The organism is Ideonella alba, assembly GCF_018069875.1.
GTDB lineage: Bacteria > Pseudomonadota > Gammaproteobacteria > Burkholderiales > Burkholderiaceae_C > Ideonella > Ideonella alba.
Genome location: NZ_JAGQDF010000004.1, coordinates 48432 through 71373 on the forward strand (window position 1 = coordinate 48432; position 22942 = coordinate 71373).

20 protein-coding genes and 1 tRNA gene are annotated in these 22942 nt (G+C 71.9%); 15 read left to right on the forward strand and 6 right to left on the reverse strand.

Annotated features, from left to right (window positions below):
* Window positions 1-131: 131 nt before the first annotated feature.
* Both KAK07_RS07610 and KAK07_RS07615 read left to right on the forward strand, forming a co-directional pair.
* Window positions 132-977, forward strand: coding sequence for a phosphate/phosphite/phosphonate ABC transporter substrate-binding protein (locus KAK07_RS07610; RefSeq protein ID WP_210859987.1), 846 nt, complete (start codon window positions 132-134; stop codon window positions 975-977).
* Entirely contained in the window at window positions 977-2773 is a 1797-nt protein-coding gene (locus tag KAK07_RS07615; RefSeq protein ID WP_210852574.1) for a sensor histidine kinase, read from the forward strand. The genes KAK07_RS07610 and KAK07_RS07615 overlap by 1 nt, the downstream gene beginning before the upstream one ends.
* Here KAK07_RS07615 and ybiB read toward each other — a convergent pair whose 3' ends face one another.
* The 3 genes from ybiB to KAK07_RS07630 form a co-directional block, all read right to left on the reverse strand.
* Complete coding sequence (gene ybiB, locus KAK07_RS07620; RefSeq protein WP_210859988.1) at window positions 2774-3706, reverse strand: DNA-binding protein YbiB; 933 nt, start codon at window positions 3704-3706, stop codon at window positions 2774-2776.
* A 53-nt stretch (window positions 3707-3759) separates the two neighbouring features.
* Window positions 3760-5871 (reverse strand): methyl-accepting chemotaxis protein, encoded by a 2112-nt coding sequence (locus KAK07_RS07625; protein ID WP_210859990.1) that lies wholly within the window; start codon window positions 5869-5871, stop codon window positions 3760-3762.
* A gap of 141 nt (window positions 5872-6012) precedes the next feature.
* On the reverse strand, window positions 6013-6933 hold the full coding sequence (locus KAK07_RS07630; RefSeq protein ID WP_210859992.1) for a LysR family transcriptional regulator: 921 nt from the start codon (window positions 6931-6933) through the stop codon (window positions 6013-6015).
* A gap of 98 nt (window positions 6934-7031) precedes the next feature.
* Between KAK07_RS07630 and KAK07_RS07635 the strand changes: the two genes are divergently transcribed.
* The 10 genes from KAK07_RS07635 to KAK07_RS07680 all read left to right on the forward strand — a co-directional run bounded on the left by KAK07_RS07635 (window position 7032) and on the right by KAK07_RS07680 (window position 15689).
* The gene (locus tag KAK07_RS07635; RefSeq protein WP_210860436.1) at window positions 7032-8285 is read left to right on the forward strand and encodes an aromatic ring-hydroxylating dioxygenase subunit alpha; all 1254 of its coding nucleotides are present in this window, start codon (window positions 7032-7034) and stop codon (window positions 8283-8285) included.
* Complete coding sequence (locus KAK07_RS07640) at window positions 8282-8752, forward strand: aromatic-ring-hydroxylating dioxygenase subunit beta (protein ID WP_210852584.1); 471 nt, start codon at window positions 8282-8284, stop codon at window positions 8750-8752. Before KAK07_RS07635 ends, KAK07_RS07640 begins: the two co-directional genes overlap by 4 nt.
* Window positions 8753-8886: 134 nt before the next feature.
* Complete coding sequence (locus KAK07_RS07645) at window positions 8887-10545, forward strand: thiamine pyrophosphate-dependent enzyme (RefSeq protein ID WP_210859994.1); 1659 nt, start codon at window positions 8887-8889, stop codon at window positions 10543-10545.
* Window positions 10542-11324, forward strand: coding sequence for an indolepyruvate oxidoreductase subunit beta (locus tag KAK07_RS07650; RefSeq protein WP_210860002.1), 783 nt, complete (start codon window positions 10542-10544; stop codon window positions 11322-11324). Before KAK07_RS07645 ends, KAK07_RS07650 begins: the two co-directional genes overlap by 4 nt.
* A gap of 49 nt (window positions 11325-11373) precedes the next feature.
* Complete coding sequence (locus tag KAK07_RS07655) at window positions 11374-12363, forward strand: NAD(P)H-binding protein (protein WP_210860003.1); 990 nt, start codon at window positions 11374-11376, stop codon at window positions 12361-12363.
* 55 nt (window positions 12364-12418) lie between these two features.
* Entirely contained in the window at window positions 12419-12784 is a 366-nt protein-coding gene (locus tag KAK07_RS07660; RefSeq protein WP_247664284.1) for a phosphate-starvation-inducible protein PsiE, read from the forward strand.
* 69 nt (window positions 12785-12853) lie between these two features.
* Entirely contained in the window at window positions 12854-13738 is an 885-nt protein-coding gene (gene purU, locus KAK07_RS07665; protein ID WP_210852598.1) for a formyltetrahydrofolate deformylase, read from the forward strand.
* Window positions 13739-13740: 2 nt separating this feature from the next.
* On the forward strand, window positions 13741-14193 hold the full coding sequence (locus tag KAK07_RS07670; RefSeq protein ID WP_210860005.1) for a YybH family protein: 453 nt from the start codon (window positions 13741-13743) through the stop codon (window positions 14191-14193).
* The gene (locus KAK07_RS07675) at window positions 14193-15164 is read left to right on the forward strand and encodes a YheT family hydrolase (RefSeq protein WP_210860007.1); all 972 of its coding nucleotides are present in this window, start codon (window positions 14193-14195) and stop codon (window positions 15162-15164) included. The genes KAK07_RS07670 and KAK07_RS07675 overlap by 1 nt, the downstream gene beginning before the upstream one ends.
* Window positions 15165-15173: 9 nt before the next feature.
* Window positions 15174-15689 (forward strand): DUF2946 family protein, encoded by a 516-nt coding sequence (locus KAK07_RS07680; RefSeq protein WP_210852604.1) that lies wholly within the window; start codon window positions 15174-15176, stop codon window positions 15687-15689.
* Window positions 15690-15736: 47 nt separating this feature from the next.
* Here the strand turns inward: KAK07_RS07680 and KAK07_RS07685 are convergent, their stop codons facing one another.
* Window positions 15737-16234 carry a c-type cytochrome gene (locus KAK07_RS07685; protein WP_210860009.1) on the reverse strand — a complete coding sequence of 166 codons (498 nt, stop codon included), beginning with the start codon at window positions 16232-16234 and terminating at the stop codon, window positions 15737-15739.
* 138 nt (window positions 16235-16372) lie between these two features.
* On the opposite strand from KAK07_RS07685, the gene KAK07_RS07690 reads away from it, so the two are divergent.
* The 3 genes from KAK07_RS07690 (at window position 16373) to KAK07_RS07700 (ending at window position 19181) form a co-directional block, all read left to right on the forward strand.
* Window positions 16373-16448, forward strand: a tRNA-Arg gene (locus tag KAK07_RS07690).
* Window positions 16449-16605: 157 nt separating this feature from the next.
* On the forward strand, window positions 16606-17631 hold the full coding sequence (locus KAK07_RS07695) for a tetratricopeptide repeat protein (RefSeq protein WP_210860011.1): 1026 nt from the start codon (window positions 16606-16608) through the stop codon (window positions 17629-17631).
* Window positions 17628-19181 carry a tetratricopeptide repeat protein gene (locus KAK07_RS07700; protein ID WP_210860013.1) on the forward strand — a complete coding sequence of 518 codons (1554 nt, stop codon included), beginning with the start codon at window positions 17628-17630 and terminating at the stop codon, window positions 19179-19181. The genes KAK07_RS07695 and KAK07_RS07700 overlap by 4 nt, the downstream gene beginning before the upstream one ends.
* A gap of 29 nt (window positions 19182-19210) precedes the next feature.
* Here KAK07_RS07700 and KAK07_RS07705 read toward each other — a convergent pair whose 3' ends face one another.
* Entirely contained in the window at window positions 19211-19843 is a 633-nt protein-coding gene (locus tag KAK07_RS07705) for an FABP family protein (protein ID WP_210860014.1), read from the reverse strand.
* A gap of 55 nt (window positions 19844-19898) precedes the next feature.
* The gene (locus tag KAK07_RS07710; RefSeq protein WP_210860016.1) at window positions 19899-22937 is read right to left on the reverse strand and encodes an L-glutamate gamma-semialdehyde dehydrogenase; all 3039 of its coding nucleotides are present in this window, start codon (window positions 22935-22937) and stop codon (window positions 19899-19901) included.
* Window positions 22938-22942 lie beyond the last annotated feature (5 nt).

A 22942-nucleotide genomic window follows, 5' to 3' on the forward strand; every position in this document is an offset into this window, starting at 1 on the left:
AGCGCCGCTCGGCGCGGGGGAAAAGAGGCACCTTCGGGTGCCTTTTTTCATGCCTGGCGGCCAGGGCCGCCGCCTAGGATGGCCGCACGCTCGCCTGCGCGCGGGCTTCACGCCTGTCCGGGAGATTCGTCATGCCCAGCCGCCGTCACCTCGTCCGCCTGCTTGCCGGCCTGCTGGCCCTGGGCCCGCTGGGCACCGCGCTGGCCGCGCCAGCGGCGGCGCCGGGGCCGCTGCGCATCGGCGTGGCGCCGCATTCCAGCGCGCGCGTCATCCTGGAGATGTACCAGCCGCTGCGTCTGCACCTGGAGCAGGCGCTGCAGCGGCCGGTGGACATCGTCACCGCCCCTGACTTCACCGAGTACGCGCGCCGGGCGATGGCGCAGCAGTACGACATCGCGATCACCACCGGCCACCAGGCGCGGCTGCTGCAGACCGATGCCCGCTACCTGCCGCTGCTGACCTACAAGGCCGATTTCAAGGCGGTGGCCGTGGTGGCCGCCGACAGCCGCTACCGCGAGCCCAGGGACCTGGCCGGCACCTCGGTGGTGGGCCTGTCGCGCTCGTCGCTGGTCACGCTGTGGGGCGAGCACTGGGCCTTCCGCAACGCGATCCCCAACCTGACGATGCGCTACGTCAGCGCCTCGGACAGCACCGGCCAGCTGGTGATCAAGGGCGAGTGCGCCGCCGCCTACATGTCGCTGGCCAACTACCAGAACCTGCCGGCCGCGGTGCGCGACCAGACCCGCATCCTGGCCGAGAGCCTGCCGATGACCGGCCGCACCTACCTGCTCAACGAGCGCCACGCCCGCAGCCAGGCCGCCATCAGCGACGCGCTGTGGAGCTTCGCCCAGACGCCCGAGGCCAAGGCCTACTTCGCACGCTACAAGCTGGGCGGCTACCGCGCGCTGGAACCCCGCGAGCTGGTGGCGATGGAGCCCTACGCCAACGAGGTGCGCAACGAGCTGAAGGCGCGCTGATGGACCTGGCGCCCTGGCGCACGCTGCGCGGCCGCCTGGTGGTGACCGCGCTGGTGGTGGAGATGGTGATGCTGGCCATGCTGGTCGGCAACAGCCTGCGCCTGCTGCGTGAATCCATGGGCGACCAGGCCGAGCGCCAGGCCGAGCAGATCTCGCCGGTGCTGGTGGCGGCGCTGGTGGCGCCGCTGGCGCAGCTCGACTACGCCACCGTCAAGGCGGTGATCGACGAAAGCCAGGCGATCCGCGGCATCAGCTACGTGGCCGTGCTTGACAACAGCGGCCGCCAGGTGGCGCTGAGCGGCTGGCCCGAGGGCCGGCCGCTGCCTGAGCCCGATCGTCGGCTGGACCTGCAGGAGACCTTGCCGCGCTACGACGTGGCGCGCCCGATCAACCTGGCCGGCCAGCACCTGGGCACGCTGCGCTTCGGGCTGGACCTCTCGCACATCGTGCAGGCGCGCGGCGAGCTGCTGAGTCAGGGCGTGGCGATCGCCGCGGGCGAGATGCTGCTGTCGGCCGGCCTGCTGAGCCTGCTGGGCCTGCTGATCACGCGCCAGCTCTCGCGCCTGACCCGCGCCAGCCTGCAGGTGGCGACGGGCAATTTCGCGATCGAGCCGGTGCCCGAGGGCCGCGACGATGTCGGCCGCCTGGGCGCCGCCTTCAACGCCATGTCCGGTGCGATTGCCGAGCGGGTCGAGCAGCTCACCCGCGCCAACGAGCAGACGGTGCGCATGGCCGCCTCGCTGCACGAGCGCAACCTGCAGCTCGACGCCATCCTGGCCCTCAGCCCAGACGGCTTCGTGGCCTTCGACTCGGCCGGCCTGGTGCGGATGGTCAGCCCGGCCTTTCCAGGGCTCAGCGGCCTGGCCGAGGCCGATGTGGTGGGCATCGACGAGACCCGCTTCTCGGCGCTGCTGTCGGCCGCGTGCCGGCCCGGGCAGAGCTTCCCCGGCGTGGTGGCCATGCAGGCCGCCCAGCAGCAGGCGGGCGATCGGCCGCTGCGCCAGCTGATCACGCTGGCCGCCACCGGCCGCGAACTGGAGGTGGGCCTGCGCGAGTCCGGCAGCGGCGAGGTGGCGCGGCTGCTGTTCTTCCGCGATGTCACCCATGAACGCGAGGTGGACCGCATGAAGAGCGAGTTCCTGTCGCACGCCGCGCACGAGCTGCGCACGCCGATGGCCAGCATCTTCGGTTTCTCCGAGCTGCTGCGCCTGCGGCCGATGAACGAGACGCGCCGCGCCGAGGTGCTGGCCATCATCCACCGCCAGGCCGGCGCGATGACGCAGATCATCGACGAGCTGCTGGACCTGGCCCGCATCGACGACCGCCGCGGCCAGGACTTCGAGTTCACCGAGGTGGACACGCTGGCGCTGGCGCGCGAGGTGGCCGAGGCCTTCGGCCTGCCCGAGGGCCGCGCGGCACCGCTGCTGGCGCTGCCCGACGGCCCGCGCCGGGTGCGCGCCGACCGCGCCAAGCTGGCGCAGGCGCTGCGCAACCTGCTGTCCAACGCCTACAAGTACTCGCCGGGTGGCGGCGAGGTCCGGCTGTCGGTGATCGACGCCCCGGACGGCCGCGTCGGGCTGCGGGTGGTGGACCAGGGCATCGGCATGAGCGCCGAGCAGGTGGCCCGGGTCTTCGAGCGCTTCTACCGCGCCGACAGCTCGGGCGCGATCCCCGGCACCGGCCTGGGCATGAGCATCGTCAAGGAGCTGATGGAGATCCAGGGCGGCAGCGTCGAGCTCAGCAGCCAACCGGGTGTGGGCACCACCGCCACGCTGTGGCTGCCGGCGCTGCGCTGATCAGGCCTGCGCGCGCAGCGCCTGCAGCACGCGGCACTGGCGCTCGATCGGCGCGGGCACCGGCAGCTCGCCGGCCAGCATGCGGCCAATGGTGCGGGCGGTGCTGGCGGGGTCGATCTCGGGCGGCAGCTCGGGCAGGCTGGCCAGCGTGCCGCCCTGCGCCTCGACCGACAGGCCGTCGTCCAGCCGGCCACGCACAAAGGCCTTGAGCGCCGGCAGTCGCCGCGCATCGGCCACCGGCTCGCCCTCGGTGCCGCGCAGCAGCAGCGCGGTGGCGCCGGTCTGGCCCAGGAACTCCGACAGGCTCAGCGCGTACTCGGGGTGGGTGTGGTTGACCACCCGCACCGCACCGGGCAGGGCCGGCAGCAGCTTGGCCAGGGTGTGGCCCGGGTTGCGCAGGCCCAGCACGGCGCGCAGCTTCAGCAGCTCGGCCAGCGACGGGTGCAGCGCCTCCAGCGGCATGAACACCGGCTGGCCGCCGGCCCAGGCCTGCGCCGCCGCCGCGGCATCCTCGGCCTGCGGCCAGCCCAGCGCGGCAAAGACCTGGGCGCTGGTGATGCGGGTGGGGTCCTCGGCAAAGCCGTGCACCAGCACCGGCACGCCTTCGCGGGCCAGCAGCGCGGCCAGCAGCGGGGTCAGGTTGGGCAGCTTGCGCGCGCCGTTGTAGCTGGGCAGCACCACCGCGGCGGCGGGCGCGCTCAGCGCCAGCGTGCGCGGCTCGACCGCGTCCATGAAGCCGGCCAGTTCCTCAGGCGTCTCGCCCTTGATGCGCATGGCCAGCGCGAAGCCGCCCTTCTCGAGGTCGCTGACGCGGCCATCCAGCAGGCGGGCCATCAGGTCGGCGGCCTGGGCGCGGCTCAGCGAGCGGGCGCCCTCCTTGCCGCGGCCGATCTCGCGCAGGTAGGGCGCGATCGTGGGTGGAGCGGAGTTCATGGCCCGATTGTCGGGCCGCGCAGGCCCGGGCCACTGGGGGCCCGGTCAGGGGATCAGAAGGTTTCCCAGTCGCCGTCGGCAGCGCTGGCCGCGGCAGGGGCCGGCGCGGGGGCCGCTCGGGCCACCGGTGCCGGCGCCGGCGCGGCGGACCGGGTGGCCGAGGCCGCGGGCATCTGGGTGAGGCCACGCTGCTCGCACTCGTGCATCAGTTGCCGGATCAGGCGCACCGTGGACTGGGTGGCTTCGGCAAAGGGCGTGCCGCCGTCCATGGCCGCGATCGCCTGGTCGCTCTGGCCGGCATTGACCAGCCGGGCGACGGCGCCCACCTGCCGGTGGAAGCCGGCATGCTCGGACACCAGCGCGGTGAAGGACGGCAGCTGGCCGCAGCGGTGCCGGCCCTCGCCGTGCAGCCAGCCGCCCAGCGGGCAGGCGTCGTCACGCGAGACGGTCTGGATGTCGAGCTGCTCGCCCTGCATCGCCGCGTTGCGCAGCTTGGTGCGCCACTCCACATGGGCGCGGACCGCCTTGTCGAGCGAAAAATCCTGCTTGTCGGCGGCGCGGGCCTCGCGGCGCAGCTGCACCGCGTCGATCTGGGCGACGCTGCGCTCGTCGGCCGACAGGCGGAACAGGCGCATCGTGTCCACCACCGCGCCGGCCTGGGCCGACACCGTGTTGGCCGAGGCGGCCAGTTGCTCGACCATGGCCGCGTTCTGCTGCGTCAGGCCGTCCATCTGCGAAACGGCCTCGTTGATCTGGCTGACGCCCTGCTGCTGTTCGGCAGCGGCGGTGCTGACCTGTTCCAGCACCTGCGCCACCTCGCCCACGGCGTCACGGGCACGGGCCATCAGTTCGCGGGTCTCGCGGGCATGGTTGACGCCCACCGTCACCCGCTCCTGGGTGCCGGAAATCAACCCGCGGATCTGCTGCACCGCGTCGGCGGTGCGTTGCGCCAGCACGCGCACCTCGGCGGCGACCACCGCGAAGCCGCGGCCCGATTCGCCGGCCCGCGCGGCTTCAACCGCCGCATTGAGCGCCAGCAGGTTGGTCTGGAAGGCCACGCCCTCGATGGTCTGGACGATCTCGCCCATGCCATCGGCGGCGCGGCGGATCTCATCCATGTCGCCCACCACCTGCTCGACGGCCTCGGCGCAGGCGCGGGTGGTCTGGGCGGTGTCCACCGCCAGGTCGGCGCCGCGCCGGGCGGACTCGGCGCTCAGCTTGATGGCGCCATTGATCTCTTCCATCGATGCCGCGGTCTGCTGCAGGTTGGCGGCCTGCGACTCGGTGCGGGCCGACAGGTCCTGGTTGCCCGCCGAGATCTCGCCGATCGAGCTGCGCACATGGTCCATCTCGCGCCGGCTGTCGAAGACCACGGTGCGCAGGTTCACGGCCAGCTGGCGCAGCGCCAGTTGCAGCCGGCCCTGGGTGCCTCGGGCGCCGGTGGCCGGGGTGTGCGACAGGTCGCAGGCGGCCAGGTGCTGGGCATCGTCGGTCAGCCCGGTCAGCACGCGGCGCGTGTGGCGCGCCGTGCCCCAGGCCGCCAGGGCGCCCGGCACCAGCGCGGCGGCCAGCGCCCAGCCGGCGGGCAGCACCAGGGCCAGGCCGACGCCACCCAGGGCCGCCAGCACCGGCAGGCTGCCGCTGATGCCGCCCAGCGCATCGCGGGCGCGCGCCAGCCATTCGCCGGACCGGCCGGACAGGGTCAGTCGGCGCAGCTGGCCATGCTGCAAGGTGGTGACCAGGCGGCCTTGCGCGGCCTCGTCACGCATCTGCCGGTACAGGGCCTCGGCGGCCTGCACCTCGTCGCGGCTGGGTTCGCTGCGCACCGACAGGTAACCCACCACCTCGCTGCCATTGAGCATCGGGGTCACGTTGGCCCGCACCCAGTAGTGGTCGCCGTTCTTGCGCCGGTTCTTCACCAGCGCCGTCCAGGGCCGACCCTGCTCCACGGTGGCCCACAGGTCCCGGAAGGCCTCGGCCGGCATGTCCGGGTGCCGAACCAGGTTGTGCGGCTGGCCCATCAACTCGTCGCGGCTGTAGCCGCTGACCTCGATGAAGGGGCCATTGCAGTAGGTGATGCGACCTTGGATGTCGGTCACCGACACCAGGGTGGCGCCCTTCGGGAAGGCGTACTCCTGCTGGGTCACGGGTCCGTTGTTTCTCATGGCGAGCGTCTGTGTCCGGCAAGGTCGGGAGGTGACACCAGTATCGACACGATCGGCCGCCACAAGCCCCCAAAGCAAACAGGTCTAAACCCCTCTATTCGTGCCGCCAGGGCATACCCCCGGGTGGATCGCGCCGGAAGCTCAGGCCGGCGGACCGGCCGGCGCACCGAAACGGGCGGCCAGGGTGGCGCGCAGCCAGCGGTTGGCCGGGTCCTGGTGCTGCCGGGCATGCCAGTACAGGCTGATCGCTGCCGCCGGCAGCGGTGCGGGCACCGGCAGCTGCACCAGGCCGAACGGTCCTTGCAGCGCCTGGGCCAGGCGCTCAGGCACCGTGGCCAGCAGATCGGTGCCAGCCAGCAGGTGACCCACCGCCACGAAATGCGGCACGCTCAGGCGCACGCGGCGGCGCAGGCCGTGACGGGCCAGCGCCTCGTCGACCTGGCCGTGGCCGGTGCCCTCGGCCAGCACGCGCAGGTGCTCGGCGGCCTCGAAGGCCTCGGCGCTCAACGGCGCGTTGGCCAGCGGGTGGCCGCTGCGCATCAGGCACACATAGCGCTGGTCGAACAGCTGGCGCTTGTAGAAGCCGCGCTGCAGTTGCGGCAGCAGGCCGATCGCCAGGTCCAATTGGCCGCCGGCCAGCGCCTCGGCCATCTGCGCACTGGGCTGGCGCAGCGTCGACACGCGGATCCCTGGCGCCTGGGCCGCCAGGTGCTGCATCAGCGGCGGCAGGAAGTAGATCTCGCCAATGTCGCTCAGGCCCAGGCGGAACTCGCGCGTGCTGTGCGTGGGCTCGAAGGCCGCCTGGGCCTGTCCGGCTTCCTGCAGCCGGGCCAGCGCCTCGCGCACCGCCGGGGCCATGGCCTCGGCGCGCGGCGTGGGCTGCATGCCGGTGGGCGTGCGCACGAACAGCGGGTCCCCCAGCTGGCGCCGCAGCCGGGCCAGCGCATTGCTGACCGCCGGCTGCGACAGCCCCAGCGCCAGCGCCGCCCGCGAGACCTGGCGCGTGCGCATCAGCTGGTCGAACACCACCCACAGGTTCAGGTCGCTGGTCGGGGCGCCCATGTGTATTGATTTGGTGAATACGGACTATTCGTGAAATTCTATTGGCTGATGACCGAGGATTGCCGATCATGCGTGCCTTGATCCAACGCAAGGCTCGCATGACCCCCACCACCGCCCTGCCGCCCTGGGCTTCCGAGGGCACCCACCGCATCCCGTTCGGCGTCTACACCGACGAGCAGCTGCACCAGCGCGAGCTGCAGCGCTTCTTCTACCAGGGCCACTGGTGCTATGTGGGCCTGGAGGTGGAGGTGCCCGAGCCGGGCGACTTCAAGCGCACCAGCATCGGCGAGCGTTCGGTGATCATGACGCGCAGCGCCGACGGCGAGATCCATGTGGTCGAGAACGTCTGCGCCCACCGCGGCATGCGCTTCTGCCGCGAGCGCCACGGCCGGGCGAAGAACTTCGTCTGCCCGTACCACCAGTGGGGCTACGGCCTGGACGGCAGCCTCAAGGGCGTGCCCTTCCAGCGCGGCGTGCGCAAGGGCGACCAGGTGCATGGCGGCATGCCGGCCGACTTCAGCCCGGCCGAGCATGGCCTGACGCGGCTGAAGGTGGCGCGCCGAGGCGGCGCGGTGTTCGCCTCCTTCGACCATGGCGTGGAGAGCTTCGAGGACTACCTGGGCCCGACCATCCTGGGCTACTACGACCGCCTGTTCAACGGCCGGCCGCTGAAGCTGCTGGGCTACAACCGCCAGCACATCCCGGGCAACTGGAAGCTGATGCAGGAGAACATCAAGGACCCCTACCACCCGGGCCTGCTGCACACCTGGTTCGTCACCTTCGGGCTCTGGCGCGCCGACAACGAGTCGGCGCTGAAGATGGACGCGCGCCACCGCCACGCCGCGATGATCTCCACCCGCGGCCAGGCCGGTGAGGCCGGGCAGGTCACGGCGGTGTCGAGCTTCAAGTCGCGCATGCAGCTCAACGACCCGCGCTTTCTGGACATCGTGCCGGAGCCTTGGTGGGGTGGGCCGACGGCCGTGATGACCACGGTCTTCCCCAGCGTGATCCTGCAGCAGCAGGTCAACAGCGTCTCGACCCGCCAGATCGTGCCCGACGGCCACGGCGCCTTCTTCTTCGAGTGGACGCACTTCGGCTTTGCCGACGACGACGCGGCGATGACCGAGCGCCGGCTGCGCCAGGCCAACCTGTTCGGACCGGCGGGCTTCGTTTCGGCCGACGACGGCGAGGTGATCGAGTTCTCGCAGCAGGCCTTCGACAGCACCCCTGGCGGCCACACGCTGGCCGAGCTGGGCGGGCGCGACGTAGGCGACACCGGCCACATGGTGACCGAGACGCTGATCCGCGGCATGTACCGCTACTGGCGCGAGGTGATGGAGGCCGGCGAATGAACGCGCAGACCCTGTACGAGATCGCGCAGCTGCATGCCGACTACGCCGCCGCGGTGGACGCGGGCGACTGGGACGCCTGGGTGGCGCTGTTCACCGAGGACTGCGTCTACCGCATCGTGCCGCGCGAGAACTTCGAGCGCGGCCTGCCGCTGGCCACGCTGGCCTTCGACAGCCGCGCGATGCTGCAGGACCGGGTGTACGCGATCCGCGAGACGCTCTTCCACGACCCCTACTACCAGCGCCATGTGGTGGGCCTGCCGCGCCTGCTGTCGCAGGACGACGCGGGCCTGCGCTGCGAGGCGAACTACGCGGTGTTCCGCACCAAGCTGTCCCAGCTCAGCACGGTGTTCAACGTCGGCCGCTACCTCGACCGCGTGGTGCACACCCCCGCCGGCTGGCGATTCGCCGAGCGGGTGTGCGTGTACGACAGCGAGATGATCCCCAACTCGCTGATCTACCCGATCTGAGCGCGGCCCGGAGGTCGTCCGTCCGCCCCGAGATTCGCAGGGCTTGTCCCTGGTCAACCTCCGCGATCGCCGGAGTCCGAATACTGCGGGCCATTCCCGCCGCCTGTCCGCGGGCCTGCCCAGGAACCACCCGCATGGACCCCACCGCCCCCGACGACCAGATCCTGCTCGGCGACGAAGCCGTCGCCCGCGGCGCGATCGACGCCGGCCTCAGCGCCGCCTATGCCTACCCGGGCACCCCCTCGACCGAGATCTTCCAGACCCTCCAGGCCCAGGCCCGGGCCCTGGGCCTGCCGGTGCAAGGCCTGTGGTCGACCAACGAGAAGGTGGCGCTGGAAGAAGGCGTGGGCGTGTCCTACGCCGGCAGGCGCGCCCTGGTGGCGATGAAGCACGTGGGCCTGAACGTGGCGGCCGATCCGTTCATGAACGTGGCGGTGTCGGGCACCCATGGCGGCCTGGTGGTCGTGGTGGCCGACGACCCGGGCATGCACAGCTCGCAGAACGAGCAGGACTCGCGCTTCTTCGCCGATTTCGCGATGGTTCCCTGCCTGGAGCCGGCCGACCAGCAGCAGTGCTACGACTTCACCCGCGAGGCCTTCGAGCTGTCCGAGCGGCTGCAGCTGCCGGTGCTGCTGCGCCTGGTGACCCGGCTGGCGCACAGCCGCTCGGCGGTGCGCGCCGGCACCCGCCGCGCCCCCAACGACGCCCACTGGGTGCCCGACCCCGATCGTTTCACGCTGATCCCCGCCAACGCCCGCCGGGCCTACGCGGCGCTGGTCGACAAGCAGGCCGCGCTGCAGGACTGGAGCGCCAGCCACGCGGTGAACCGGCTGCAGATCACCGGCCAGGGCCGGCCCGGCATCCTGGTCAGCGGCATCGCCTGGAACTACCTGGTCGAGGCGCTGGGCGAGGACCTGGCCGGCTACAACCTGCTGCGCATCGGCGCCTACCCGCTGCCGGTGGCGCGCATCCGTGAACTGCTCGACGCGTCCAGCGAGGTCACCGTGGTCGAGGAGGGCTACCCCTTCATCGAGCGCCAGGTCAGCGCGCTGGGCCTGATGCGCGAGCGGCGCATCCTGGGCAAGCTCAGCGGCGCGCTGCCGCGCACCGGCGAGCTGAACCAGGACCTGGTGCGCCGCGCCTTCGGCCGGCCGGTGGCCCCGGTGCTGCAGGTGCCGGGCCTGGCCGCGGTGCTGGCGCCGCGCCCGCCACGCCTGTGCGACAAGTGCCCGCACACCGACACCTACCTGGCCATCAAGGAAGTCATCGCCGAGCTGGGCGAGGACGTGCGGGTGATGGGCGACATCGGCTGCTACTCGCTGGGCACGCTCGAGCCGCTGCGTGCGATCCACTCCTGCCTGTGCATGGGCTCGTCGATCGGCATGGCCATCGGCGCCGCGCACGCCGGCATGAGCCCGGCGCTGTGCGTGATCGGTGACGGCACCTTCACCCACTCCGGCCTGGCACCGCTGCTCGACGCGGTGCAGGCGAAGGTCAACATCAAGGTCTTCATCCTCGACAACTCGATCGTCGCGATGACCGGCGGCCAGCCCACCGCCGCCACCGACGAGCAGGTGGTGGACCTGGTGGCCGGCCTGGGCGTGCCGCGCGCGCACATCCGCGTGGTCGAGCCCACGCGCCACCAGAAGGACCACACGGTGGCCGTGATCCGCCAGGAGCTGGCCTACGAGGGCCTGTCGGTGATCATCGCGCGGCGCGCCTGCGTCACCTACGCCAAGGAGATCAAGGCGCTCAGGCACGCCAGGGGCGACATCGCGGTGGTGACCGAATGAGGTTCGATCTGGTGCTGGGCGGCGTGGGCGGCCAGGGCGTGCTGTCGATCGCCTGGGTGATCGACCAGGCGGCCCATGCGGCCGGCCTGCACATCAAGCAGTCCGAGGTGCACGGCATGGCGCAGCGCGGTGGTGCGGTGTCGGCCTGCGTGCGGCTGTCGGACCAGCCGGTGGCCAGCGACCTGATCGCCGCCGGCTCGGCCGCGCTGGTGGCCGCGGTGGAGCCGCTCGAGGCGCTGCGTTACACGCCGCTGCTGCGCACCGACGGCACGGTGGTGACCGACGTGACCCCGCTGGTCAACATCGACCACTACCCGGACCTGGAGACGATGCTGACGGTGCTGTTCTCGCTGCCGAACCTGGTGGCGGTGGACGCCACCCGGCTGGCCCACGCCGCCGGCACGGTGAAGGCGCAGAACACCGTGGTGCTGGGCGCCGCCGCGCCGCTGCTGCCCCTGCCGCGCGAGGCGCTGGAGGCTCAGCTGCAGACGCTGTTCGAGCCCAAGGGCGAGCGCATCGTGCAGGCCAACCTGCGCGCCTTCCGCAAGGGCGCGGCGGCCACCGGCTTCGTGCAGGCGATGCGCGCGGCCGGCGTGCCCTCGGCGCGCGTGGCGCGGGTCAGCAGCCGGCTGGCCTTTGCCCCGCACCCGGTGGACGACACGCTGCTCGCCGCCTGGGCCGAGCGCCTGCTGGGGCCGCACGGCGAGGCCACCGCGCGGCAGGTCTGGGCCGCGCCAAAGCTGCTGCCGCTGGAGGCGGTGCATGCGGTGACGGCCTGAACTACGATCGGGCGGTGACCCCGTCCCCGCCCACCCCCGCCGGCCACTGATGGGCCAGCGCATCTTCCTGCTCGGTGCCAGCGGCACCATCGGTCTGGCCACCGCGCAGGCGCTGCGCGACCGCGGTCACCAGGTCACCGCCCTGGTGCGGCCACGCGCTGGCGTGCAGGGGCGCCTGACGCCCGCCGATCTGGCGCGCCAGCTCCCTGGCGTGGACTGGCGCGCGGGCGATGTCACGGACGCGGACTCGCTGGCGCGCGACGGCTTCGCCGGCCAGCGCTTCGACACCCTGGTGTCCTGCCTGGCCTCGCGCCACGGCGCCCCGGCCGATGCCTGGGCGATTGAGCACCGCGCCCCGGCCCAGGCGCTGCGTCTGGCGCGCCAGGCCGGCGTGGCGCGGGTGGTGCTGCTGTCGGCGATCTGCGTGCAGAAACCCCGGCTGGCCTTCCAGCATGCCAAGCTGGCGCTGGAGCGCGAGCTGATCGACTCGGGCCTGGACCACGCGATCGTGCGGCCCACCGCCTTCTTCAAGTCGCTGTCGGGCCAGGTCGAGCGGGTGCGCCGCGGCCAGCCCTTCCTGGTGTTCGGCGATGGCACGCTGACCGCCTGCAAGCCGATCGGCAACCAGGACCTGGCGCAGTACCTGGCCGACTGCGTGGACGACCCCGCCGGCCACCGCGGCATCCTGCCGATCGGCGGACCGGGCGAGGCGATCACGCCGCGCGCCCAGGGCGAGCTGCTGTTCGCGCTGGCCGGCCGGCCGCCGCGCTTTCGCCAGGTGCCGGTGGCGCTGCTGGACGGCGTGGTCGGCCTGCTGGGCACGCTGGGCCGGGTCTGGCCGGCGATGGCGGCCAAGGCCGAGCTGGCCCGCATCGGCCGCTACTACGCGACCGAATCAATGCTGGTGTTAGATGCGGCCAGCGGCCGCTACGACGCCCAGGCCACGCCCGCCACCGGCCGGCAGACGCTGGCGGAACACTACCGCCAGCTGCTCGCCGGCGAGCGCAGCGACGAGCGCGGCGACCACGCCGTCTTCTAGGTCATTCGCTCCGCGCCTACATTGCAGGCCATCCCAGGCCTGTCCGGAGTCGCGCATGTCCCTGTCGGTCAAGTCCGTCCTTGAAGGCACCGAGAAGGCCTTCCTGATGCTGATCGCGCTGTTCACCGTGGTGGCCATGGGGCAGGAGGTGTTCCATCTGCTGGAGCTGCGCCGGGTCGAGTTGAAGGACTTGCTGCTGATGTTCATCTACGCCGAGGTGCTGGGCATGCTCGGCGCCTTCTACGCCAGCCACCGCATCCCGATCACGATCCCGCTGTTCATTGCGATGACCGCGCTGGCACGGCTGATCATCCTGCAGGGCAAGGAGGCCGACCCGTCGATCCTGCTGTACGAGAGCGGCGCGATCCTGCTGATCGCCATGGCCTGCTGGGTCATCGGCCGCATCCGTCCGCAAGAGTGAGCCGGCCCGCCTGAGCGCGGCGCCTGCGGCGGGTCGTCCTGGCCAGGGCGTCCTTACAATCACGCCCCCATGAGCCGGCCGCACGAATTCATCCTCACCCTGTCCTGCCCGGACGCCAAGGGCATCGTCCACAGCGTCTCGGGCCTGCTGTACCAGGCCGGCTGCAACATCATCGACTCGCAGCAGTTCGGCGACGTGCAGGACGAGGGCGCCACCGGCCTCTTCTTCATGCGCGTGCACTTCGAGGCGCCCGAGCACCTGGCCAGCGTGGACACGCTGGACAAGCTGTTCGGCCATGTGCGCGCCCAGTTCACGATGGACGCCCGCTTCCACGCGGTGGACGAGCGCCCGCGCGTGCTGCTGATGGTCAGCCAGCACGGCCACTGCCTGAACGACCTGCTGTTCCGCTGGAAGAGCGGCCAGCTGCCGATGGACATCCGCGCCATCGTCAGCAACCACACCACCTTCGCCGACCTGGCCGCCAGCTACGGCCTGCCCTTCCACCACCTGCCGCTGGCCGGCGGCTCCAGTGCCGAGGTCAAGCGCGCCCAGGAGCGCCAGGTCGAGGCCATCGTCGAAGCCGAGCAGATCGACCTGGTGGTGCTGGCGCGCTACATGCAGATCCTGTCGCAGGAGTTCTGCCAGGCGCTGCGCGGCCGGGCGATCAACATCCACCACAGCTTCCTGCCCAGCTTCAAGGGCGCCAAGCCCTACTACCAGGCGCACACCCGCGGGGTGAAGCTGATCGGCGCCACCGCCCACTACGTGACGCCTGATCTGGACGAGGGCCCGATCATCGAGCAGGACGTGGCGCGGGTGGACCACTCCTTGTCGGCCGAGGACCTGACCGCCGTGGGCCGCGATGTGGAATGCGTGGTGCTGGCCCGCGCGGTGCGCTGGCATGTCGAGCGCCGCGTGCTGATGAACGGCCACCGCACGGTGGTCTTCCGCTGACCATGCCCCGCATCGGCAAGGCCCAGACCGCGATGCTGCTGGCATCGCCCGATGACGCCGAGCAGCGCTTCTACGAGGCGCTGCGCGAGGCCGACCTCGACAAGCTGATGTCGCTGTGGGCCGAGGACGACGAGGTCGTGTGCATCCACCCCGGCGGCCCGCGCATGGTGGGCTGGGAAGCGGTGCGCGTGGCCTTCGAGGCGGTGTTCAGCAACGGCCCGATCCATGTGCAGCCCAGCAATGTGCGGCGCATCCACACCATGGACAGCGCGGTGCACAGCGTGGTGGAGCAGGTCGAGCTGCGCACCGACGAAGGCGTGCGCACCGGCTACGTGATGGCCACCAATGTCTACGCCAAGACCGCCCAGGGCTGGCGGCTGGTGATGCACCACGCCAGCCCGGGCACGGCGCACGAGCCGCCCGAGCTGGTCGAGACCCCGTCGGTGCTGCACTGATGCAGGGCCACCGCGGGCCGCGCTGGCTGCCCGGCGGCCACGCGCAGACGATCTGGCCGGCGCTGTGGGCGCGCCACCACCTGGGACCGCGCCCGGCCTTCGCGCGCGAGCGCTGGGACACGCCGGACGGCGACTTCGTCGATGTCGACTTCCTCCATCCCGCCGCGGCCCCCGACGCGCCCTGGCTGGTGCTGTTCCACGGCCTGGAGGGCTCCTCGTCCAGCGCCTATGCGCTGGCCTTTGCCGAGGTGGCGCGCAGCCGCGGCTGGCATTTCGCGGTGCCGCACTTCCGCGGCTGCTCGGGCGAACTCAACCGCGCGCCGCGCGCCTACCACTCGGGCGACTTCGCCGAGATCGGCTGGATCCTGGCCCGGCTGCGCCAGCGCGCCGCCGCCCCGCTGCGGGTGGTGGGCATCTCGCTGGGCGGCAATGCGCTGCTGCGCTGGGCCCAGGAAAGCGGCGACAGCGCGGCCGCCACCGCCGCCGCGGTGGCCGCGGTGTGCTCGCCGATCGACCTGGTGGCCGGCGGCCTGGCGCTGGGCCGCGGCCTGAACCGGCGCGTCTACACGCCGATGTTCCTGCGCAGCATGCTGCCCAAGGCGCTGGCCAAGTGGGAGCAGCACCCGGGCCTGTTCGACCGCGAGCGCCTGCGCGCCGCGCGCACGCTGTTCGAGTTCGACGAGGTCTTCACCGGGCCGGTGCACGGCTTCCAGGGAGCGCTCGACTACTGGACCCGTGCCTCGGCCAAGCCGCACCTGGCGGCCATCCGCATCCCGGCGCTGGTGGTGAATGCGCTGAACGACCCCTTCGTGCCCGCCGCCTGCCTGCCGCGCGCCCACGAGGTGGGCCGCTGCGTGACGCTGTGGCAGCCGCCGCACGGCGGCCATGTGGGCTTTGCCAGCGGCCGATTCCCCGGCCACGTCACGGCCATGCCGCAGGCGGTGAGCGCCTGGCTGGCCGATCACGCGTAAGCTGTGCCCATGGACGAGATCGTCAAGGCCGCGCTGGCCAAGTGGCCCAACGTGCCCGCCTGCCACGACTGGCTGGCGCTGGACGCGCGCGGCGACTGGTTCATGCGCGACGAGCGCATCCAGCGCGCCGGGCCCTTCCCGCAGGTCAAGGGCAGCGCGATCCGCCACGACAAGCTGCGCGCCTTCATCCACCGCAACTACGAGGCCGACGCCCAGGGCGCCTGGTACTTCCAGAACGGCCCGCAGCGGGTGTACGTGACGCTGGAGGCCGCGCCCCATGTGTGGCGGGTGGATGAGCGCGGCGCGCTGCAGTCGCACACCGGCCTGGCCGCACAGGCGCGCCAGGCCTGGCTGGACGAGGCGGGCCGGCTGTTCCTGGAAGCCGACCTCGGCTTCGGCATCGTCCACCCGCAGGACATGCTGGCCGCGTCCGACGCGCTGGAGCGCGGCGACTGGCCGCTGGCCGAACTGCCGTTCGCGCAGATGCCGGCGCGCTTCGGCTACCAGTTGCACCCGCAGCCATGAAAAAAGGCCGCCCCTGGGGCGGCCTTGATCGCGGTGCGGGCGCGGGCTTACTTGGCTTCGGCCGGGGCCTTGGGCTCGTCGAACTTGCCGCCGGCGTTGTTCACCATGTAGACCACGGCGCGGCCGATTTCCAGGTCGGAGGTGTCGCCGCCACCCTGGGCCGGCATGCTGTTCTTGCCCTTCAGCGCCGAGGTCAGCAGCGCCTCGTAGCCGGTCTTGATGCGCGGGCCCCAGGCGGCCGCATCGCCGAACTTGGGCGCGCCCAGTGCGCCGGCGGTGTGGCAGGCCGAGCACACGGCCTTGAAGACTTCCTCGCCGGTGCGCGCAGCGCCACCGCCGGCCGCGGCCTTGACTTCCACGCGGCCCACCGGCTGCAGGCGCTCGGCAATGGCCTGGGCTTCGTCCGAGCTGTCGCTCATCTTCTTGTTGTTGGGCAGGAAGAAGATGCCCACCAGCACCGCCAGCAGGGCGACCACCGCCAGGGTGACCAGGTTCTTGGAACTGGCCTCGCCGCGTTGACGGGCCGGGGTGTGAACGTCGCGCATGGGATCCTCGGGGGCAGGGATGGGGTTGTCAGACCGGTCCCCGCAGGCCGGGGAACATCAACCCGCGATTATAGGCTGCGCCCCTGGGTCAACCCTGACGCCGGCTTGACGCTGCTAGAATCCGCGGCTTCCTGCGCTGCGCCCGTAGCTCAATGGATAGAGTACTGGCCTCCGAAGCCAGGGGTTGCTGGTTCGATCCCAGCCGGGCGCGCCAATCTTGCACCGCTGCCACTGAGAAGTGGATAGGGCCTGTTCACATTGGTGGAAGGCTTGCGAAGGCCCTGGTCGATGACCCGTTCGGGCCGGCCGATCTGCGTATGGCGTCAAGGGGCTGGATGTGGCCCCAAGAGTCCGCTTGCGAGGTCGCCACCATGAACGTCACCAACCCCGTCTGGGCCCGGCTGGGTCGAACCCTGCTGACCCTGTGTCTGTGTGCCGCCGGGCTGTCTGCTGCGCTGGCGCAGACCCGAGCGGGCACGCCGGAGCAGGAACAGCGGCTGGCCGAATTTCACAAGCTGCGCAAGGCCAATGATCTGCCCGCCGCGAAGGCGCTGCTGGACGCCCTGGTGGCCGAAGGCTTTCCCGCCGCGCAACTGCAACTGGCCGAAGAGCACCTGGAGGGAGGTGGGCCGGTTCCGAAAGACCAGGTGGCGGCCCTGCGCCTGTTTGAGCGCGCCGCAGAAGGCGGCAACGTTACGGCGATGAACCGGGCCGGCTGGATGTATCTGGACGGCATCGGCATCGACAAGAACCCCGCTGCGGCGCTGAAGTGGTACCAGCGCGCAGCAGAGGCCGGCGATGCCGTGTCCGCCAACTATGTCGGCTACATGGTGGACAACGGCATCGGCACCGCCGCCTCCGGCAAGGAAGCGGTGCGCTGGTGGCGGCAGGCCGCCAAGGCCAAGAACGCCAGCGCCATGAACAACCTCGGCATCGTCCTCACCAAGGGCCGCAGCGACCTGCCGGCGCAGGCCGACGAGGGCCACTACTGGTCGGTGATGGCCGCCGTGAACGGCCACGATGGCGCCAAGAACCGCCTGGTGGGCGAGGGCTACCGCTCGCCGGTGGAGGTGCTGAAGGCCATCAACACCATCGTCAGCCAGTCGGGCGGCCGCTACAAGGTGGCCAACTTCAAGGACAACGGCATCGACGGCGGCACGCTGACGCTGTACTCCTCGGTGTCCACCGGCTCCGTGGGCAAGGAGGAAGTGACGTGGATGATGGACTTCGGCACCCGGCCCGATCCGGCGCTGCGCACCACGATCGCGGCGAAGTTCCAGAAGAGCCATCTCCGGCCCGACTACGAGGGGCCGGAATGGCGCAAGAAGATCCTGGCCGCGATGCAGCTGGGCGTGGCCAGCCCCGACCACTTCGTGTGGGACGGTGACCTGAAGTGAAGCGCTCCCTGCTGCGCGCCTTGCTGTGGGCCGCCGTGCTGGGCTGCACCACTGCAGTGGCCGACGCTCAGACCCGCGCCCAGGCCATGGGCTATTACCGTCGCGACGCCGACGAAGCCAACCGTCAGCGCATGGCCAACCAGTTCCGCGCCGACGCCGAGCGGGCCAGTCGGCGCAACGACGAAACGCGCCGCGCCACCTATTCGCCGTCCGGCGGCAATGGCGGCTCGACGGGCAGCAGCGCTCGCCGCAGCAGCGGCACGGGCCCGGCGTCTCCCAGCTACAGCGGCGCCGACGATGATGGCCCGCGCGCCATCGAGTCCAGCACCACCGAAGTGATGCGGGTGCGCGAGAGCGAGCCCGAGACCGCCAGGCGCATCCTGCGCGAAGCCGCCGCCGGCCAGCGTGAATCGATGTGGAACGCCGGCCGGCTGCTGTTCACCGGGGGCTTCGGCGGCGTGGCGCGCGACGATGCCGCGGCCATGGGCTGGTTCCGCAAGGCCGCCGCCGCCGGCCATCCTGAAGCGGCGACAGTCCTGGGGGAGGCCTACCTGTTTGGCCAGGGCGGCACGCCGAAGGACCTGGACCAGGCCGTGCGCTGGCTGAAGCTGGGCGCCGAGGCCGGTGTGCCTCGGGCGCAGCTGCAGTACGGCATCGCCCAGTTCAAGGGCGAAGGCGGCTTGCGGGCCGACACGCCGCTGGCCATGCAATGGCTGCAGAAGGCGGCCGCCGGGGGCGAACGCTACGCGCAATGGGCGGTGGCCACCCAGCTGCGCTCGGGCGTCAGCCTGCCACGCGACCTGCCCGAGGCGCGGCGGCTGCTGGAGCTGGCCTCACAGCAGGGTTTTGGCTTGGCGACCTATGAACTGGCCGAGATGCTGGCGCATGCCGAGGGCGGCGCGCGCGACGACGTCCGGGCACGAACCCTGTACCTGCAGGCGGCCGAGGCCGGCGTGCCCGAAGGCATGAGCAACGGCGGCGTCATGCTGGTGCGCGGCCTGGGAGGGCCGCCCGATGTGCCGCGCGGGCTGGCACTCGTTCGCCAGGCGGCCGAGCAGCACGGGCTGGCGCGGGCGCAGTTCGACTGGGGCGTCTATCTGCTCGAGGGCGTGCGCGTGGCGCAGGACGTGGATCAGGCGGTGGTGTGGCTGGGCAAGGCGGCCGAGCAGAAGGAAGCCGATGCCCAGGGTGTGCTGGGCGGCCTGCTGATGACCGGCAACGGTGTGCGCCAGGACGTGGCACGGGCCCTGCCGATGCTGCGTGCGGGGGCCGAGGCCGGCTCGGTACTGGCCGCCGACAACCTGGGCGAGGCGCTGTTCATCGGCCAGCATGTGCCGCAGAACATGCCCGAGGCCGCGCGCTTCAACCGCATGGCGGCCGAAGGCGGCCGCTGGTTTGCCCAGCTGCGCTGGGGCTGGCAGCTCAAGCACGGTGCCGGCGTGCCGGCCAACGGGCGCGAAGCCTACAAGTGGCTCAAGCTGGCCGCCGACAACGGCGTGCAGCGCGCCCGCGAGGAGCTGGACGCGGCCTTCGTGGCCGCGAACCGATAGCGCCTTCAGCCCCGCGCTCAGCCCCGCATTCAGCCCCGCGCCAGCGGATTGGGCGTGGGCTCGGCCACCTTGGTCAGCGTGCTGCGGTCGGTGTGGTGGAACAACTCGTCCTGGCCGCGGATCTTCAGCACCGTGTCCTCGTCGTAGGTCCAGCTGCCATCCGGGTTGAACGTGACCTGGATGCGAAAGCTCACCGTCTTGAAGGCCGCATCCAGGAAGGGCGCCGAGCAGATGCCGAAGGTGTCCAGGCCCTGGGTGGCGGTCAGCTCGAACTGGACGGCGTCGGGCGCCACCAGGCCGCCGGCCAGCGCGGTCTGGCCGCGCGGGATGGTCAGCGTGTGGATCACCTGGCCGGTGGCCGGCTCCCACAGCCAGTAGCCCACCTGGTCGTGGTAGGTCTTGATGTTGTCGGGCTTGGTGACGAACTGGTGGTAGCGCAGCCCGTACATCAACTGCGGGCCGTTGGTGACCGGGTCGATCGGCTGAAGCTCGATGCGGTCGTGGAAGGCCTGCTTCTTCGGGCCCTCGGCCTTGGGCTTCACGTCCAGCCCGCGCCGGCCTTCCCAGACGCCGGCCATGCGGGCGAGCGGGCCCAGGCACGCCAGCGTGTCGACGTTGATCGGATTCGGCTCGGTGTAGATGTCGGCGGGGACGTCGCTCATGTCGGTGTGCGCGAAGAGGTGATGGACCGACTGTAGTGCAGCGCCGCCAGCCGCCTCAATGCCCGCCAGCCAGCAGCGCCGCGTTGCCGCCTGCTGCCGCGGTGTTGACCGTCAGCGTCTGCTCGGCGCAGAAGCGGTAGAGGTAGTGCGGCCCGCCGGCCTTGGGGCCGGTGCCCGACAGGCCCTCGCCGCCAAAGGGCTGCACGCCCACCACCGCGCCGATGGTGTTGCGATTGACATAGACGTTGCCGATGCGCGCCAGGTGCGCCAGGCGCTCGGCGCGGCTGTCGATGCGGGTCTGCAGGCCGAAGGTCAGGCCGTAGCCCAGCGCGTTGACCTGCTGCACCACGTCCTCGGGCGCGCCGCCCCAGCGCACCACGTGCAGCACCGGGCCGAAGATCTCGCTGGTCAGCTGGCCGATGTGCTGCAGCTCGAAGGCCACCGGCGTCTGGGTGTCGGGCAGGGCCTGCGGCGCCGGGGTCTCGGCGATCAGCCGCGCCTGGCCGCGCAGGCGCTGCACCTGGGCAGCGATCGCGGCGTGGGCCTCGGCGTCGATCAGCGGGCCGACGTCGGTGTCCAGGCGCGCCGGGTCGCCCACGCGCAGCTCGCGCATCGCGCCGGCCAGCATCTCGAGCAGGCCGTCGGCGATGCTCTCGTGCACGCACAGCAGGCGCAGCGCCGAGCAGCGCTGGCCGGCGCTGCGGAAGGCGCTTTGCACCACGGCGTCCACCACCTGCTCGGGCAGCGCGGTGCTGTCGACCAGCATGGCGTTGAGGCCGCCGGTCTCGGCGATCAGCGGCACGATGGGGCCATCCTTGGCGGCCAGCGCGCGGTTGATGTGGCGCGCCACGGCGGTGGAGCCGGTGAAGCACACGCCGGCGGTGCGGGCGTCGGCCACCAGCGCGGCGCCCACGGTCTCGCCGGGGCCGTGCAGCAGCACCAGCGCATCGGTGGGCACGCCGGCCTCGTGCAGCAGCTCGACCATGCGCCGCGCCACGCCGGGCGTCTGCTCGGCCGGCTTGGCGGCCACGCTGTTGCCGGCCACCAGCGCCGCCACCACCTGGCCGGCGAAGATCGCCAGCGGGAAGTTCCACGGGCTGATGCAGACGAAGACGCCGCGGCCGTGCAGGCGCAGCGTGTTGCGCTCGCCGGTGGGGCCGGGCAATTCCTGCTCGGCCAGGCGAGTGCGCGCCTGCTGGGCGTAGTAGCGGCAGAAGTCCACCGCCTCGCGCACCTCGGCCACGCAGTCGCCCAGCGTCTTGCGGGCTTCGGTGACCAGCAGGCCGCAGAACTCGGGCAGGCGGCCCTCCAGCGCGTCGGCGGCGCGCTCCAGCACCGCGGCGCGCTCGGCCAGCGGGCGTGCGTTCCAGCCCTCGAAGCCGGTCTGCAGCCGCGCCATCGCGGCGTCCACCGCGGCCGCGTCGGCCAGCGGCACAGCCGGCACCTGGGCCAGGGCCACCGCGGCTTCCAGCGGCGCACGCTGGGCCAGGCAGCTGATGTCCACGCCCACCGAATTGCGCCGCGCCACGCCGTACAGCTGGGCCGGCAGCGTCAGGCCCTCGGCCTGCTCGCCGGCATGGGCCAGCGCCAGCGGCGAGGCCAGCAGTTCCTCGGGCATCACCCGCGGGTCGGCCAGCTGGTGGACGAAGGACGAGTTGGCGCCGTTCTCCAGCAGCCGGCGCACCAGGTAGGCCAGCAGGTCGCGGTGCTCGCCCACCGGCGCGTACACCCGCAGCGCGCCGATGCCGTCCTTCAGCACCTCGCGGTACACGCCATCCCCCATGCCATGCAGGCGCTGCATCTCGAAATGGGTGTCGGGCAGCGCGCCCAGGCCGCGGGCGAGCTGGTCGATCGCGCCGATGGTGCCGGCGTTGTGGGTGGCGAACTGCGGGTACAGCACGTCGCGCGCTTCCAGCAATGCCTTGGCGCAGGCCAGGTAGGAGACGTCGGTGTGCGCCTTGCGGGTGTAGACCGGGTAGCCCACCAGGCCCAGCTCCTGGGCGCGCTTGACCTCGCCGTCCCAGTAGGCGCCCTTGACCAGGCGCACCATGAAGCGCAGGTTCAGCGTGCGGGCGATGCGCGCCACCTCGTCGACCACGCCCAGCGCGCGCGTCTGGTAGGCCTGCACCGCCAGGCCGAAGCCGGCCCAGCGCGGGTACTGCGCGGCAATGCGACGCGCCAGCGCCTCGAAGACATCCAGCGACAGCTCCAGCCGGTCCACCTCCTCGGCGTCGATGGTCAGGTTCAGGTTGGCCTCGGCGGCCAGCGCCACCAGTTGCCAGACGCGCGGCAAGAGCTCGGCTTCGACGCGCTCGCGCTGCAGTTCCTCATAGCGCGAGAACAGCGCCGAGAGCTTGATCGAGATGCCATCGGCGCCGGTGGGCCCGTCCTGCAGCGCCGAGCGGCCGCTGGCCGAGGCGGCAATCGCGCGGATCGCCCCGGCGTAGGCGGCCAGGTAGCGCTCGGCGTCGTGCTCGGTGCGGGCGCCCTCGCCCAGCATGTCGTAGGAAAAGCGCAGCCGCGGCTGGGCGCGGCGCTGACTGTCGGCCTCGCCCATCGCCTCGTCGATCGTGCGACCCAGCACGAACTGCCGGCCCAGCAGCTGGATGGCGCGCAGCGTGGCCGCCACCACGGTGCGCGCGCCCAGGCGCTGCATCAGGCCGGGCTCGCTGGCGCCGGCCTCGGGCAGGAAGCTCTTGCTCATCGCGATCGCCGTGGCCGACAGGCGCGCCAGCAGGCCCTGCGAGCCGTCGTGGGCGTCAAAGTCGGCGCGGCCGAGCTGGTCGGCGGTCAGCGCGATCGCAGTTTCCACATCGGGCACGCGCAGCAGCGCCTCGGCCAGGCGCATCAGGGCCAGGCCCTCGGCGCTGCTGATCGGGTACTCCTTCAGCAGCGACTCCATCGCCCAGAAGGGCGCCGGGTGCTCGCGCACCGCCTGCACCCAGGGCCGGGCGCGCTGCACCACGGCCGACCAGTCGAAGCCACGGCCCAGACGCTCGCGGCAACCGGCCAGGGCCTGGGCCTCGGGGCGGTAGGGAAAAGGCAGCCGCGCGTGCGGCGGGCGGGGCAGGGTCAGCGGGGCGGCGGTGGTCATGGCGG